The sequence below is a fragment of the Olsenella profusa DSM 13989 genome (assembly GCF_030811115.1).
In the GTDB taxonomy this organism is placed as follows: Bacteria; Actinomycetota; Coriobacteriia; order Coriobacteriales; family Atopobiaceae; genus Olsenella_F; species Olsenella_F profusa.
Window position 1 is genome coordinate 544,658 of the sequence record NZ_JAUSQK010000001.1, and the last position, 15,715, is coordinate 560,372.

A 15,715-nucleotide genomic window follows, 5' to 3' on the forward strand; every position below is an offset into this window, starting at 1 on the left:
GCGATTGGTGCCTACAGAGCACTCTGCCTTGCATCCCCTGAAGCGGGGCATAATCCGTTCGTACAGGCACACGCATGAGACGGTCGCACGTTGCCTGCATATGCCTGCCACCACGCCATCTATGACACCGCCCTGCGGGACCTCTTTGCGTAGGGCGTATCGCGCAGGGGCAGCTCGGTGCGCAGCCGGCCATCAAGGCGCCTGTAGGCGTTCTGTAGTGCGCCGGCAGTGGGAATCGAGGAGATCTCTCCAATGCCCTTGCCACCGTATGCCACAGGCAGCAGGTGCTCCCCCTCCACATAGATGGCATGGATGTTGGGGATCTGCGTGGCCCGAAGCAGTCCCAACGTGCCAAAGCGCACCTTGGGGACACAGTCCTTGAGCACGAAGTCCTCCGTGAGCGCATAGCCCATGCTCATGAGCACGCCGCCCTCGATCTGGCCTTGGATGGCGGTGGGGTTTACCACCTTGCCGGAGTCATGCGCCGCATACACGTCGCTCACCTTGCCATCCTCATCGAGCACGGCAACCGTGGTGGCATAGGCATAGCAGATGTGGCTCTTGGGATTGGGCTTGTCGGCCCCCAGCCTATCCGTGGGCTCAAAGTACTCGTAGAAGAACTCACGGCCCTCGAGGGCGGCAAGGTCCTCCACGGGACGCATGGGATGGTGCCCCCTGCCGGCAATGAGCTCATCGGGGTCGGCCGACACGGGTGTACCATCCTCAAGCGTCGCCCTGATGCCATTCCCCTTCGCACGCAGGGGCGTCACGGGAAGTGTCCCGTCCCGCTCGTAGGCAAGCATGGCGTCACGCAGCAGGAAGGCTGCCCCACGCACGGACTCCCCCGTAATGACGGTCTGTCGCGAGCCCGAGGTCGTCCCCGAGTCTGGAGCATACTCCGTGGAGCACTCGCCATTCTCAATGAGGGATCTGGGCAGTCCCACGGCCTCCGCGACGTCCTGCAGGAAGATGGTGTTGCAGCCTTGTCCGACGTCGGACGTGGCCGAATAGATCACCACATGGCCGTGTTCGACCCGAAGCGTACAGCGTCCGGCGTCGGGCAGGCCAACGCCCACGCCCGCGTTCTTCATGGCGCAGGAGATACCGCACCTGTCAGCGTTCCGCTCATAGGCGTCCTTCACCGCCATGAGGGTCTCCTTGAGGGCCGTCGACTCATCGGCAAGCTGACCGTTGGGCAGGGCGTCACCCGGCTCGATCGCATTGCGATAACGCATCTCCCAGGTGCTGATGCCCACCTCGTCCGCAAGCAGGTCCATGAGGCACTCGAGGGCAAACTCGCTCTGACATACGCCAAAGCCCCTGAACGCACCGGCAGGCGGGTTGTTGGTATAGTAGCCAAAGCCCCTGATGTCCGTGTTCTGATACTTGTAGGGGCCTACGGCATGGGTGCAGGCGCGCTCCAACACGGGGCCGCACAGCGAGGCATAGGCACCGGTATCAAAGTTGATTTCGCAATCTAGGCCAGTGAGAATGCCATCCTCGTCGCAGCCAAGCGTAAATGTGGCCTCCATGGCATGGCGCTTGGGGTGGAAGTTGATGGATTCCTGACGGCTCAGCTTACACTTGATGGTGCAGCCAAAGCGCAGGGCCGCTAGGGCGGCCACGTGCTGCACCGTGACGTCCTCCTTACCTCCGAAGCCGCCGCCCACCAGCGCGGTCTCGACCACCACACGCTCTGGGGTGTCATCCCAGCCCAACATGTGGGCAACCTCCTTGCGCGTGTCGTAGGCCCCCTGGTCGGAGCTGATGATTTTGACGCCGTCCTCGTAGGGGAAGGCTATGGCGCACTCGGGCTCCAGGAAGGCGTGCTCCGTGAAGGGCGTCTTGAACGATTTGGTCACGACGTGAGCGGAGTGTGCCAGCGCCACCTTCGCATCCCCGCGTGTCACATGACGACTCTGACACACGTTATCGTGCAATTGCACGATCTTGCCAAAGGCAAGGAAGCTGTCGTGGATGAGCGGTGCCCCCTGAGCCTTGGCCTCTGCGATGCCTCGCACGGGCTCGAGGGGCTCATACGCTACCTTCACAAGCCTCTTAGCCCGCTCAAGCGTCCCCTCATCCTTGGCGACCACGAGACAGATGGCGTCGCCCACACAGCGCGTGATGTCTCCCTCGGCAATGAAGACGTCCCAGTCCTGGATAAGGTGCCCCACCTGGTTGACGGGAACGTCCTTGGCCGTGAGCACGCCCACGACGCCGGGAAGCTCCTCGGCCTCACTCACATCGACGGACAGGACACGAGCGCGAGGATATGTGGATCGAACGGCCGAGGCGTGACACATGTCCGGAAAGTCGAGCTCGTTGTAATCATCAGGATACTTGCCCGTGCCCAACACCTTGCAGCGCACATCCGCCCGAAAGGCCCGCTTGCCCACACCATAGTCGTCACCACGCTCGAGGGACCCGTCAATGGCCTCCTCGCCACGCAGGATCCTAGCGGCCAGCAAGATGCCCTCGATGATCTTCTTGTAACCGGTGCAGCGACAGATGTTTCCCTTGATGGCCTGCTTGACCTCGTCCTCGGTGGGGCTGGGGTTCCTGCGCAAGAGGGCCGACCCGCTCATGACCATTCCCGGGGTGCAGAACCCGCACTGTACGGCACCCACCGTGCCGAAGGCATAGACAAAGGCCTCCCGCTCGTCGTGCGTGAGCCCCTCGACGGTAAGGACTTCGCATCCCTGAAGCTGCTTGGTGGAGATGACGCAGCCCCTCTTGGCGACGCCATCTATGGCAACGGTACAGGTTCCACACGCCCCCTCGCTGCACCCGTCCTTCACGGATGTCAGGTGCAGGTCATCACGCAGGAAGCGCAGGAGTCGCTTGTTCTTTTGAGTCGACACCTTCGTGCCGTTGACGGTGAACGTGTAAGTCTCTGCCATGTTCCCATCCTCTTCTCTCGGTGTCACAGCCACCATGCGGCCGCCCTTCCCATGTCTGCGGGAGGCTCGCACGGCATGCATCAGCTAAGTAGGTACGAATAGGTGTTCCGCACTGCGACGATGGTCTTACGGACCGACTCGGGCAGGCCGCATGAGAGGTCGTCCACATCGAAGGTGCCCTCATCGGCATCCACTCGCACGAGCATACCGCCCTCGGCAGGCAGGAAGCCCTCATTGGTGGAGTCGTCGAAGTCCTCGCGGCTCCAGAAGAGCGTGAGCTTGTCCTTGTACGGGCGACCCTCGGAGTACGGGCAGAACACGGCACAGTTGCCGCACTCGTTGCACATGCCATCCACGTGGACAATCTGGCGCTCGCGCATGCCGGGTACGCGGACGGCCACGTTGGCACGGTTGGGGCAGACCTCGCAGCAGGTCTCGCACACGGTTACGCAGCCAAGGCAGCGCGTGTGGGCAAGCGACTGGACGTCGGCCTCGAGGCTGCCACGCGACACAAGCGACGACTCGTAGCTGAGGTCAACGTTGGACTCCCCCATGCCATCAAAGGAGGCGCCGGAGATGGCACGCGTGACGGTCATGGCATCGGCGATGGCCTTGACCACGGTAGCGGGGCCGCGGCGCGCATCGCCTACGGCAAAGACGTGCGGCACGCTGGTCTCGAGGGAGTCGCTCACCACGGGGCGGCCCTTCCCGTCAAGATCGCAGCCCGTTGCCAGGTAAAGCCCCTGCTCGATACGCTCGCCAACGGCGGTGATGACCGCGGTGGCGGGCACGCTCACGGTCTCGCCCGTAGGCTCGGGGGCGCGACGACCAGAGGCGTCCGGCGCGCCAAGGCGCATGACCTCGCAGGTCAGCACGCCGTTGGCAAGGTCGCCGGGCGAGAGGAGCTCCATGAGCTCCACGCCGTCCTCGAGTGCCATGACGAGCTCTTCCTCGTCGGCGGGCATGTAGCGGCGGGTACGGCGATAGACCAGGCGCAGGTGCTCGACGCCGGGCACGCGCTTGGCGGCACGCGCCACGTCCATGGCCGTGTTGCCACCGCCAATGACCACGACGTCGGTGCCAAGCCGGCATTGCGCAGGATCGTCCCTGAAGTCACGGAGGAAGTCGATGGCGTCGAGCGCCTCGCCGCTGCGGAGCGCCGGACGGCCTGACGCCCAAGCTCCAATGGCCACCACGACATCGCTAAACCCCTGGTCGAGAAGGTCGCGCGCGTTGGTGACCTCGACACCCGTCTTGAACGTGGCGCCATAGGCCGAGCAGAGCTCCACGTCGTGGTCGATGGCCTCGTCAGAGATGCGGAAGCCCGGGATCGCATGGCGCACAATGCCACCGAGCTCACCGGTGCGCTCGAACACGATGACGTCGGCGCCCGCGCGCGAGAGGAACGATGCCGCGGCAAGGCCGGCGGGACCAGCGCCCACAACGGCAACCTTGCGGTCGGTCACGGTGCCACGCGGGGAGAGGGTGGGAAGCACCTCGGCCAGGCCCTTCTCGGCAGCCAGGAGCTTGAACTCGCGGATGTGCACGTGCTCCTCGTAGTAGTTGCGCATGCAGGAGTCGCCGCAGGTATGCGGGCAGATGGTGCCCGTCGTGAAGGGCAGGGCGTTGCGCTCGAGGATGATGCGGAGGGCGTCGGCATAGCGGCCCTCCCCACAGGCGCGCAGGTAGCCCGGGATGTCCTGCTCGATGGGGCAATCCTCGCGGCAGGGTGCCGTGAAGCAGTCGATGAGCGGCAGGTCGTGGCCCACGTGGCGCTCGGGCATGGGCTTGACGGGCTTACGGTAGCGGGGATTGGTGAGGGCGTCGTCCACGATGGCGGAAACCTTGGCGAGGTCAACGCGCGAGAACGGGGCGTCATCGATGCCGGAGAGAGACTCGTCAACCTGGACCAGGCGCTGGTAGCCACCCGGCTTGAGCAGCGTTGTCGCCATGGTGACCGGCCAGATGCCGGCGTCGACGAGCGCGCGGACGTTCAGCGCGTCCGCGCCGCCGGAGAAGGAGATGCGCAGGTGGCCCTCGAACTCGTCGGCGATGCGCTTGGCAAGCGAGATGGTGAGCGGGTAGAGCGAGCGGCCGGACATGTACATCTCGTCGCTGGGAAGCTCAAAGCGGGTGACGTCAACGGGGAAGGTGTTGGTGAGCTTGACGCCAAACTCCACGCCGCACTCGGCTGCCAGGGCGATAAGGCGCCGGAGCATGGGTACGGCATCTGCCCATTGCAGATCCTCGTTGAAGTGGTGCTCGTCGAAGACGATGTAATCGAAGCCCAGCGAGTCCAGGGTCTTGCGGGCATACTCGTAGCCCAGAAGCGTGGGGTTGCACTTGATGTAGGTGTTCAGGCCCTTCTCGGCGATGAGGTGCGTCGCGATGCGCTCGATCTCTGCGGGCGGGCAACCGTGAAGCGTGGACTCGGTAACCGAGCGGGACACATGCGGCGAGATGGAGTCGACAAAGGCGGCGTCAACGTTCTGGAAGCGATCGAGGTTGGCCTTGGCCCAGGCAATGGCCTCCTGGAAGACGGGGGTGTCTGAGGCATTCTTCATGCTGTCGATGTAGGTGTCGACCTTCTCGCCCTTGATGCCCTCAAGGTCGTAGCCAACCGACATGTTGAAGACAAAGCCATCCGGGCCGCCCAAGTCGAACTCGCGCGCGAGGAGCTTGCAGGCAACCCAGGCCTTGACGTACTCATCAAAGGCATCGGGTACGGTGAGCTCGGTGGACCACTCGCAGTTGTAGCCCTCATCGGCTGCGAGGATGCAGGGCTTGTTCACGCAGGCGGAAAGTTCGGCACCATCCATCTTCTGGATGGTCTTGAGCTCGAAGAAGCGGGCACCGGTAACGTAGGAGGCGATGATGTTCTGGGCAAGCTGGGTGTTGGGGCCCGCCGCCGGCCCAACGGGCGACTCGACCCTCTCGCCAAAGATGGGACGGGCATGACCGCCGAGCTTGGCAAGGCGAGACTCGCCAAAGACGGTTCCCTGGGCCTTCTTCTCGGTTAGGATCCAGTCCATGAGCTGGTCGAACGGAATGGGGCGCATGATGTCGCTCATTGCGATTCCTCTCCAGAAACGCATTTCCGTGGGGACGTGAGGCGCGCGCGGCGCCACGGGATCCGCGCACGTCATGGCAGTGGCGCCCGAAGGATGCCACTGCCGGAAAGACACCTAGTACTCGCAGCCGTTAAGCTCTCCCCAGAGCCTCTTTGCCTGGTCGAGCACGAAGGCGTCGATCCTTTCCTTGTCAATGTCTGTGAACGTATGGTCGCGGTAGACCACGCGGCCATTCGCGATGGTAGTACGGCAGTCGTGTCCCTCGACGCCAAAGAGGATGTGGCCATCGATGTTCTCCGCACCGATGGGCGTAGGCGCGGGGTAGTCGAACACGGCAACGTCCGCCGCGGCACCGGGCGCAAGCACGCCTAGGGGCTTGCCCTGCGGCTTGGTTGCAAAGTACACGTTCGCGGCCTCGGCATTGTTCTTGAAGAGCATGGTCATGGCCTCACCCCAGGCCACGTTGGGCAGCGCGGAGTTGAGGCGCTGCAGCGGCACGAAGGCCTTGAGGGACTGAAGCATGTCGTGGGTGTAGGCATCGGTTCCCATGGTCACGGTGATGCCGCGCTTGAAGAACTCGAGCACCGGCGCGGTGCCCACGGCGTTGTTGGCATTGGACTGCGGGTTGTTGACGATCTTGGTATGGGTCTCGGCACATACGTCCATGTCGGCCGGGGTGATGTGGATGCAGTGGCCGAGCATGGTCCTCTCGCCCAGGATGCCATGGTCAAGGAGACGGTGGATCGAGGTGCAGCCGTGCCTCTGGGCGGAGTCATAGACGTCATCCATGCCCTCGCACACGTGGATGTGGAAGCCGGTGAGGCCGTTGTTGGCCTCTGCCATACGGTCGAGCGTCTCGTCCGACAGTGTGAAGAGGGCGTGCCCGCCGAACATGGCGGCAATCATGTCAGAGTCCTGGTTGGCAGCCCAGCGGGCAAAGTCGGCGTTCTCTTGGATGGACTCGGCGAGCTTCTCCTTGCCATCACGGTCTGAGACCTCGTAGCACAGGCAGGCACGCATGCCCATCTCCTGCGCGACGTCCTTGATGGCAAAGAGGGACCCGGGGATCTGGCAGAAGCTCGCGTGGTGGTCAAAGATGGTGGTCACGCCATTGCGGAACGACTCCATCATGGTCACGTATGCGCAGGCGCGCGTGCCCTCAAGTGTGAGGTGGCGATCGATGTTCCACCACTGCTGCTCGAGGTTCTCGAGGAAGTTGGTGGGATTGCACCCCCTGATGGCGAGGCCGCGCGCCAGTCCGGAATAGATATGGGTGTGGCAGTTGATGAGACCGGGCATGATGAGGCCGCCATGGGCGTCAATGAACGCGGCCGTGGGATAGGCGGCGTCCATCTCCGCACGCGTGCCAACGGCCACGATCTTGTCGCGGTCGATGACAACGGCACCGTCCTCGACGAAGGGCTTCTCGGGATCCCTGGTTACGACCCGACCGTTTCCAACAAGTAGCATAGGGCCTCTCCTCCTTGCCACATGCCGCAGATCAGCTACGGCCCAACCTGTGTTCGCCGCGGCCCTCTCATGCCGTGACGGCCGGGCGTTACGCGAACGCGACTGCACCACATGGGCACCCGACTACCCAGTTGCAAATGAAGCGCAGGTACAGGGCATTCCCCCCATGACCTCTCCCTGTGAATCACCCATCTGGCGATTCCTCGCACATCTTGTAATAGAACCTGACAAACATTTTGCTTCAAAATTGCGTCTACCGCATCGCGGTCTGTAAAACATCGGCGTACGGTCGATTGCCGGTGTGGGCGGTAACGTTATATTTTTCGATGTACAACGTTGGCTCAAAGCGTCCATCGCAAGACACGTTGCTTGGCTGAATCCAATTTCTAACTGGATTTGTTCTCGGCAATACGAAGACGGCATTGGCACCGTCAAGCGGCGGTGCCAATGCCGCCCATCCTATCACGTGCGTCTTCCTCTTAGGTCTTTGTCAGATAATGACTCGCCCTTACATTTCGTTAGGATTTAGGTGCTAGTATGTGCTAGATGCTGACCTCCCCGTCCGTGCGTGACCGTACCTCACGGCTTGATTCGACACGCCGAAAGGGTGTGCGGCCGATGGACGAGACTCGTCATGGAGGGATCAAGGACATATGAAGAAGTCAGAGGTCGAGTTCCTCTCTCGCCTTGCAAGGGGCATCGCTGCGCAGTTTGGAAGCAACTGCGAGGTTGTCGTCCACGACCTTGAGGCCAAAGACCCTGACAGCACCATCGTGGCAATAGAGAATGGCCAGGTCTCGGGCAGAAAGCTCGGCGACGGCCCATCGAACGTGGTCCTCAAGGCCCTGAGCTCCGACCCCGATAGGCTCCAGGATCGCTTTGCCTACCACACACGTACCGAGGACGGACGCGAACTGCGGTCGAGCACGGTGTTCTTTCGCGATGAGACCGGCAAGCCGGTGGCCATCTTCGCCATCAACTATGACTCCACGCCCATCATGGCGCTCCAGAACATGCTCAAGGACTTCACCTCGCTTGCCAGTACTGCCTCGGACGAGCCAGACGTAATCCCCCACAACGTGAACGACCTTCTCGATGAGCTCATCGACCAGAGCGTGCGCGTGGTGGGCAAGCCCGTGGCACTCATGACCAGAGATGACAAGGTCAAGGCAATAGGCTTTCTCAACGATTCCGGCGCTTTTCTCATTACCAAGGCCGGGCAGAAGGTCTGCAACTGCTTTGGCATCTCAAAGTACACGCTGTACAGCTACATGGACGAGGCCAAGTCACACGAGAAGGAGTAGACGCATGCGTGCGCAGCGCCGCACCGATGACGAGGCGACGGAGCTCACAGCACGGCTCATGGGTATGGAGAGCACGGATCCCGGAGCCCTTGAGGGCACCGTCGAGCAGTTTGTTCGCTCATGACTGAAGGGGCGTCGCAAGCAGGCGGTCAGCCTTGCCGGTACCATACGCATCGAGGAGCTCGAGGCGCCACCTGATCGCCGTCGCGTTCGAGCGGTGGTCCCCGCCGCCGGGCCTAGCGATGTCGCATCTGCGCCAGCGGACCTCACGCTTCTCTGTCACATGGACACCGTCCGCGTTGGTGCAGGCTGGCGCGATGGCACGCCGGCCCTCTCGCCCACCCTGCGCGACGGCGAGCTCGTTGGCCGTGGCTCGTGCGACATGAAGGGTGGCCTGGCCTGCGCACTGTTAGCGTTCACGGACGCGCTTGCCGAGGTGGACACGCAACCAACGCTGTAAGGGGATGCCGGGCAAAAGATGCGCAGGCGGCGCAGCCAAGAAAAGCCAGGCCGCCTGCGTCCTAGTGCCCTTCTGCCGCGCAGTCCGCCTGCCCGCCACGCAGCATCTTGATCCCGTGCGCGATGGGCCCGATGACTGCGGAGACGTTCTCAATTGCGGCCTTGGGGCTCCCCGGCAGGTTCACCACAAGCGTGCGGTCCAGGATGCCAGCCACCTCGCGCGAGAGGCAAGCATGCGGCGTGATGGCCATCGAGGCGGCACGCATGGCCTCGGGGATCCCTGGTGCCATGCGCGTGCACACGGCCGCAGTTGCCTCGGGCGTCACGTCGCGTGGCGAGAAGCCCGTGCCACCCGTGGTGAGGACGAGCGCCGCGTCCCGCTCTGCCGCCGCCCTGATGGCCGCCTCTATCTGTGGCTGCTCATCGGGCACCACGCGCGTTGCCACCACGCGGTAGCCCCTCTCGCCGAGAAGCGCTACGAGCGCCGGTCCAGAGGCGTCCTCGCGCTCTTTGCGCGAGCAGCGGTCGCTCACGGTAATCACAACTGCCGTGTAGGCCTCACTTGCTGTAGCCTGCTGCTTGTCTGTCTCGCTATGGCTCATGGCTCCTACTTTCCAAACGGGCACACGGGGAAGGTGCAGGGCTCGCAATGCAGGCACAGGCCGCCCTCGCCCAGTTGCACAACGTCGCGTCGGCGCACTTCCACGCCGGCCGCAATGCGAGGCAGCACCAGGTCAAAGACCGTGGCAGCACTGTACATGACGCAGCCCGGCAGACCCACCACGGGAACCGCGCGCGGCTCGCCAGCAGCATCGCTCTCGTCAAAGTAGCCCACGAGAAGCATCGCGCCCGGCAGGACCGGCGCGCCATAGGTCACGATGCGCGCACCCGCACGCTTGATGGCGCCGGGGGTGTTGTCATCTGGGTCAACGCTCATGCCACCCGTGCACACAACCATGTCGACCCCGGTCTCGCGCGCCTCGCCTATGGCCGCCACCAGCGCGTCCATATCGTCGCCGGGCGTGGCGTGCCAGGTCGTCTTGATGCCAAAGCGTGCGAGCTTGGCCTCCACCACAGGGGTGAAGCGGTCCTCGATAAGGCCCTTGGCCACCTCGGATCCCGTGGCGATAATGGCCGCCGTCCCCAGGCGCCACGGCTCCACGCACATGAGCGGGCCCATCCTCCCGATGTCTGCCGCACGCTCTGCCGCCTCGACCACAGACTCCCTCACGACCAGCGGGACCACGCGTGTGCCAGCAAGGTCGTCGCCTGCGGATACGGCAAAGCCGCCCTTGCGCGTGGCGATCATGACCTCCTCGCAGCCGTTTACCGCCACAAGGCGCTCCGAGTCGACAAGATAGACGCCGTCATGCGCGGCCTTGATGCCGATCTTGCCCTCGCGGGGCTCGCCCGACGCCACGCAGCCCGGACCTAGGCAGAGCGCGGCCATACGCCGGGCGGCATCGTCCTCGTGGAGCATGCCGGGTCCGGCCTCCCACACGTAGAGGTGCTCCTTGCCCATGGAGAGCAGCACCGGCACATCCTCGGCCGTGACCACGTGGCCCTTCTTGAAGCGAGGTCCCTTGTAGCGCGGCGAGCCCCTGCCGTCACCGGGCAGAATCTGGGTCATGTCGTGGCACAGCACGTGCCCGATGGCGTCCTCGGTCTTAACAAGCCTCATGCCAGCTCGCCCTCTCCCATCACGCGAACCTCGTCACCGGCGCGCACGGCTCCACCGCGCGTCACCACGCAGAAGACGCCGTCGGTGGGCATCACGCACATGCCCGTAAGGCGCCGTATCTCGCAATCGTTGTGGCAGGCCTTGCCGATCTGCGTCACCACCATGCGGGCGGGGCCCACGGCAAGCGTGGTGCCCACGGGCAGGCTCTTGACGTCGATCCCCTGCGTGAGCACGTTCTCGGCAAAATCCCCCGGCGCAAGCTCGATGCCCTTGGCGCGCATGAGGTCCACGGACTCGTTGGCGAGAAGGCTCACCTGGCGGTGCCAGCCGCCAGCGTGAGCGTCGCCCTCGATACCCTTGCCCACCTTGAGCTCGATAGCGTCAACGGCCTGCTTGCGCGTGCCCTTCTTCTCGGATATGCAGGTGGCAACCACGGTGCCGTGCGGCAGAGACGCCGTGTCAGCCTCCGTTGCTGCCGCGGGATCGTCGCCCGCGGCCCGCACGAAGTGCCCGGATTTGCCGCCGTCCTTCTCAAGCAGGCGCACCCCGGTGATGACCATGTCGCGCTGGTGCGCCTTACACATGTCGTAGATCGTGAGACCCGTGACCGAGGCGGCCGTGAGCGCCTCCATCTCGACGCCCGTCTCGCCACAGCAGCGCGTGGTTGCCGTGAAGGCGATGCCGCCCTTCTCGTATGAGAACGACACGTCGACGCCCGTGAGCTGGATGGGGTGGCACATGGGCACCAGCTCCCAGCAGCGCTTTGCGGCCATGATGCCCGCCACCTGTGCCACGGCGAGCACGTCACCCTTGCTGATGCCGCCTGTGCGCACCAGCTCCAGCGTATCGGGCCGCATGAGGACCCTGCCCGCTGCGCAGGCGACCCTCTGCGTCTTTGGCTTGGCGGACACGTCCACCATGCGGGCGCGCCCCTCCCCGTCGAAGTGCGTGAGCCCCATGGCTCAGCCCCCTATCTCGTTCATGGGTCGTGCGGAGTCGCTCGCACGACCGTCGTCCATCCTGTGTCCCCGCGGCTTTGACGCGATGCCGCCTCGCATGGCCTCCACCAGCTCCTGGCCGGTAAGCCCGCGAAGGTCGACCTCGACCGAGGAGTGAAGGCACGGCTTCAGGCGACCGTCCGCCGTCACGCGGATGCGGTCGCAGCTCGAGCAGAACCTGTGCGTCACGGATCGTATGAGCCCAACGTTACCACGCCAGCCGGGGGCATGGTACAGCTCCGAGACGCCCTCCTTGCCAACGGAGGCAAGCTCGGGCACGGCATCTAGTACCGCATCGGCAGAGACGAAGCATCCCTTGGACCACCGGGCGCACGCTCCCATGCGCATGAGCTCGATGAAGCGCACTGTAAGGTCGTGGTCGCACGCGAGAAGCGCCATGGTACGAAGCTCGTCGTCGTTCACGCCGCCCACGAGCACGCAGTTGACTTTGGTGTTCGAGAAGCCCGCTTCATGCGCAGCCTCGAGCCCCGCAAGCGCGTCCACAAGCGAGTCCCGCCGCGTGATGCGCGCGTAGCGCTCGGCATTGAGCGTGTCGAGGCTCACGTTGAGACGGGTGAGCCTCGCAGCTCGCAGGTCTTTCGCCACGGGTGCAAGCAGCGTGGCGTTGGTGGTCATGTCCACCTCTTCGATGCCAGGAACAGCGGCGACCATGCCCACGAGGTCCACGATGCCGCGCCTCACCAGGGGCTCGCCGCCCGTGAGACGCACCTTTTGCACACCCAGGGACGCCGCTGCGGCAACAATGCCGCGCATCTCCTCGAACGAGAGGATGTCGGCGCGCGACAGCATGGGCACGCCATGCTCGGGCATGCAGTAGATGCAGCGGCAGTTGCAGCGGTCCGTTACGGAGAGGCGCAGGTAGCGTATGTCACGGCCAAAGTCGTCATGCATGAGGCGCGTCCTCCGTGGCGACCTTGGCGTTGCCAGCCTCCTGCGAAGCGGCTCCAAAGACGAGCGGCATGACCTTCTCGGGAGCAATGCCAAGCGTGACCTGGGTCGGGTTTCCCAGACTGGCCCACATGTCCTTGTCGCACTCATAGCGCAGCAGCGCGCCCGCAGGGGTCCTTGCCATCACGATGGTTGAGAACGTGGAGTCAATCACACGATCCACCTCGCAAGGGATTGCGTTTGGTCCGGGGTGCAGGCCCGACATGGTGGTGAAGTAGTGCGCACGGATTCCCACGTGGGAGACGCCTCTGGAACAGGGTAGTGACGTGGCAAGCGTGACGCCCCAGTCATCGCAGGCAAGCGCGCCGGCCTCGCCCGCCACGTGCGCACGGCTCACGTTCTTGCAGCCGCTGATCAGGGCCGCCGCCACGCTGGCGGGGGCACCGAAGAGCGAGTGCACGCTCACCTTGGCGTCAGAGCGGCCGTGGTCAAGCACGCAGACCGTATCGCACATGCGATAGACCTCGTCGCGGTTGTGCGAGACGTACACCGCACCGCCCGGGAACCCGCGTAGGACGTCTGCCAGCTCAAGCTCAAGCTGCCAGCGCAGATAGCCGTCAAGCGCCGAGAAGGGCTCGTCCAAGAGGACGAGCTCTGGGTCGCTCGCAAGGATGCGTGCCATGGCGCAGCGCTGCTGCTGCCCGCCAGAGAGCTCGCGCGGGCGATGGCGCTCGAGGCCATCCAGGCGCATGGCCGCCATCTCGCGCCTCGCGCGAGCAAGGCGCTCCTCCCTCGTGGCGCCAAAGGCACCGGAGAGCACGTTCTGCTCGACCGTCATGGTTGGGAAGAGGGCATAGCTCTGGAAGAGGTAGCCCACGTGGCGCCTCTGCGGTGGGAGGTCTACCTTTGCCTCGCTGTCAAAGAGCGTGCGTCCACCCAGCACGATGCGGCCGGCGTCTGGCCGCTCGATGCCCGCAATGCACCTGAGCGTCATGGACTTGCCACAGCCCGATGGCCCCAGAAGGGCCATGATCTCTTCCGGCCGCTCCAGGGAGAACGAGACGCCCAGCGTAAAGCCACGCAGGCGCTTCTCGATGTCGACTTCCAAGACCGTCATGATGCCGCCTCCGCTCGCGCCGCGACCGAGCGCTGATGACCCTCAAAGAGGTTGAGGGCGAGCAGCACCACAGCGCTTATCGCAAGGTTCACAAGGACCCACTGGAAGGCCTGCGCGTCATCTCCCGTGCGCCACAGCTGGTAGACCGTCGTGGAGATGGTGGCCGTGGACCCCGGCGTGTAGCCGGCAATCATGGAGGTGGCGCCATACTCGCCCAGCGCGCGGGCGAAGGCCAGAACGGAGCCAGCGATGATCCCCTGCCTGCAGCAGGGCATCTTCACGCGCCAGAACACCCAGGCATTCGACTTGCCCAGCGTGCGCGCAGCGTTGGCGAGGCTCTGGTCAAAGCTCTCGAAGGCGCCACGCGCCGTGCGGTACATGAGCGGGAAGCTCACGACCACAGTGGCGAAGATGGCCGAGTACCACGTCATGGTGAGCTTGATGCCAAGGGTGGAGAGCACCCAGGCGCCCACGGGACGCCTGGGACCGAGAAGCATCAGCAGCATGTATCCCACGACGGTGGGCGGCAGCACCAGGGGAAGGGTGAGGACGACGTCGAGCACGCCCTTCACCACGCGGTGAGCATGGGCCACCACATCTGCGAGCCACACGCCGAGGAGAAACACCACCACCGTCGAGGTGGCGGCAATCCTCAGCGAGTTAAGGAGTGGGTACCAGTCCATGGCAAGGCTATGCCTCGGCAAGCGTTGTGAAGCCGACCTTCTCGAAGCAATCGCTTGCGTCCTTCGTCTTGAGGAAGTCGAGGAAGGACTTGGCAAGGTCGGGCTCGGGCGCTGCCTTCGTGGCTGCTGCGGGATAGACCACGCGGCCGCACATCTCCTCGGTGGCCTCGTCGACCATCGTGAGGCTGGCGGAGGTGGCATCGGTCTTGTAGATGACGCCACAGTCGACGGTGGCCTCAAAGATCTGCGAGCTGACCTCCTTCACATTGCTGCCGTAGGTGATGCAGCCGGCGTTGGCAAGCTCCGTCTCGTCGAGGTTGTAGTATGCAAGGATCCTCTGGGTGTACTGGCCCACGGGGACGTCTGAGTTGCCCATGCAGAGAAGGACATCGTGTGCCTGGAGCTTGGATGCCATGTCATCGAAGTTCTGGACGGCCTTGGGGTTGCCGTCGGGCACGCAGAGCGTGACCTTGTTCTCGAGGATGTCGAAGCGGGTGGCGTGGTCGATGCAGTCGAGGCCCTCGTCGTTGCCGGATGCGGCCTGGGCATCGAGCTGGTTCATCTGCTTCTGGCCCGCAGAGATGAAGGCGTCGCAGTCTGCACCCTCCTGGATCTGCTTCTTGAGGGTGCCCGAGGAATCAAAGTCGAAGCTGATGTCCACGCCATCGTTGGCGGTCTTGAAGAGGCCGCCGGCCTCGGTGAGCGACTCGGTGAGCGATGCGGCCGCAAAGACGGTGAGCGTCCTTGCCTCTGCCGCAGACGTCGTATCCGTTGTGGCCGAGCTGGTCGACTGAGCGGACTGCGACTGCGTGCCTCCGCATGCCGCCAGCCCGAGGCCTGCCGCGACGACTGCCACCGACACAAACGAACGCCTGGTAACGCTTGTTCCTGCCATGATGCCTTCCCTTCCCTCGGTGTAGTGCCTGCCTGGGGTGCATCTCTGAGGCGATGCCTTCTTGCGTGCCGCCCATGTGGTGCCTGTGGACTTCACCGCCAAGAACGCGAGGCCTTGCTAACGCCGGAGAATGATCGCCCCGCGTCAGCAGCCTGCCCACGAACGGCGTTCTTGCTTACAAACTATAACGCCGTTCAAACAAAAAGTTTGGGAAAGGTGGCAGAC

The 15,715-nt window shown here is 64.1% G+C and carries 13 protein-coding genes; 2 read left to right on the plus strand and 11 right to left on the minus strand.

Annotated features, from left to right (window positions below):
- Nucleotides 1-119 precede the first annotated feature (119 nt).
- From xdh to ssnA, 3 genes are all read right to left on the minus strand, one after another.
- Complete coding sequence (gene xdh, locus J2S71_RS02510) at nt 120-2,903, minus strand: selenium-dependent xanthine dehydrogenase (protein WP_040651386.1); 2,784 nt, start codon at nt 2,901-2,903, stop codon at nt 120-122.
- An 80-nt stretch (nt 2,904-2,983) separates the two neighbouring features.
- On the minus strand, nt 2,984-5,974 hold the full coding sequence (gene ygfK / locus J2S71_RS02515; RefSeq protein ID WP_307388563.1) for a putative selenate reductase subunit YgfK: 2,991 nt from the start codon (nt 5,972-5,974) through the stop codon (nt 2,984-2,986).
- A 114-nt stretch (nt 5,975-6,088) separates the two neighbouring features.
- Nucleotides 6,089-7,444 carry a putative aminohydrolase SsnA gene (gene ssnA, locus J2S71_RS02520; protein WP_307388565.1) on the minus strand — a complete coding sequence of 452 codons (1,356 nt, stop codon included), beginning with the start codon at nt 7,442-7,444 and terminating at the stop codon, nt 6,089-6,091.
- Between the two features lie 653 nt (nt 7,445-8,097).
- On the opposite strand from ssnA, the gene J2S71_RS02525 reads away from it, so the two are divergent.
- Complete coding sequence (locus tag J2S71_RS02525) at nt 8,098-8,748, plus strand: helix-turn-helix transcriptional regulator (protein WP_021725744.1); 651 nt, start codon at nt 8,098-8,100, stop codon at nt 8,746-8,748.
- A gap of 118 nt (nt 8,749-8,866) precedes the next feature.
- Here J2S71_RS02525 and J2S71_RS02530 read toward each other — a convergent pair whose 3' ends face one another.
- Nucleotides 8,867-9,031: a hypothetical protein gene (locus J2S71_RS02530; RefSeq protein WP_156900999.1), complete on the minus strand. Its 165-nt coding sequence runs from the start codon at nt 9,029-9,031 to the stop codon at nt 8,867-8,869.
- Between J2S71_RS02530 and J2S71_RS02535 the strand changes: the two genes are divergently transcribed.
- Nucleotides 9,032-9,208, plus strand: coding sequence for a M20/M25/M40 family metallo-hydrolase (locus J2S71_RS02535; protein WP_307388568.1), 177 nt, complete (start codon nt 9,032-9,034; stop codon nt 9,206-9,208). It begins immediately after the preceding gene.
- 61 nt (nt 9,209-9,269) lie between these two features.
- Here J2S71_RS02535 and J2S71_RS02540 read toward each other — a convergent pair whose 3' ends face one another.
- From J2S71_RS02540 to modA, 7 genes are read right to left on the minus strand one after another with little or no spacing between them, the layout of a single operon-like run.
- Complete coding sequence (locus tag J2S71_RS02540; RefSeq protein ID WP_307388570.1) at nt 9,270-9,809, minus strand: MogA/MoaB family molybdenum cofactor biosynthesis protein; 540 nt, start codon at nt 9,807-9,809, stop codon at nt 9,270-9,272.
- A 5-nt stretch (nt 9,810-9,814) separates the two neighbouring features.
- Complete coding sequence (locus J2S71_RS02545) at nt 9,815-10,888, minus strand: molybdopterin-binding protein (protein WP_307388571.1); 1,074 nt, start codon at nt 10,886-10,888, stop codon at nt 9,815-9,817.
- A complete protein-coding gene (moaC, locus tag J2S71_RS12225) occupies nt 10,885-11,847 on the minus strand; it encodes a cyclic pyranopterin monophosphate synthase MoaC (RefSeq protein WP_370873200.1) in 963 nt (320 codons plus the stop codon). The genes J2S71_RS02545 and moaC overlap by 4 nt, the downstream gene beginning before the upstream one ends.
- Nucleotides 11,848-11,850: 3 nt before the next feature.
- Nucleotides 11,851-12,798 (minus strand): GTP 3',8-cyclase MoaA, encoded by a 948-nt coding sequence (moaA, locus tag J2S71_RS02560; protein ID WP_307388572.1) that lies wholly within the window; start codon nt 12,796-12,798, stop codon nt 11,851-11,853.
- Nucleotides 12,791-13,912 (minus strand): sulfate/molybdate ABC transporter ATP-binding protein, encoded by a 1,122-nt coding sequence (locus J2S71_RS02565; RefSeq protein WP_307388574.1) that lies wholly within the window; start codon nt 13,910-13,912, stop codon nt 12,791-12,793. Before J2S71_RS02565 ends, moaA begins: the two co-directional genes overlap by 8 nt.
- The gene (modB, locus tag J2S71_RS02570) at nt 13,909-14,616 is read right to left on the minus strand and encodes a molybdate ABC transporter permease subunit (RefSeq protein ID WP_307388576.1); all 708 of its coding nucleotides are present in this window, start codon (nt 14,614-14,616) and stop codon (nt 13,909-13,911) included. Before modB ends, J2S71_RS02565 begins: the two co-directional genes overlap by 4 nt.
- A complete protein-coding gene (modA, locus tag J2S71_RS02575; protein ID WP_307388578.1) occupies nt 14,603-15,490 on the minus strand; it encodes a molybdate ABC transporter substrate-binding protein in 888 nt (295 codons plus the stop codon). Before modA ends, modB begins: the two co-directional genes overlap by 14 nt.
- Between the last annotated feature and the right edge of the window lie 225 nt (nt 15,491-15,715).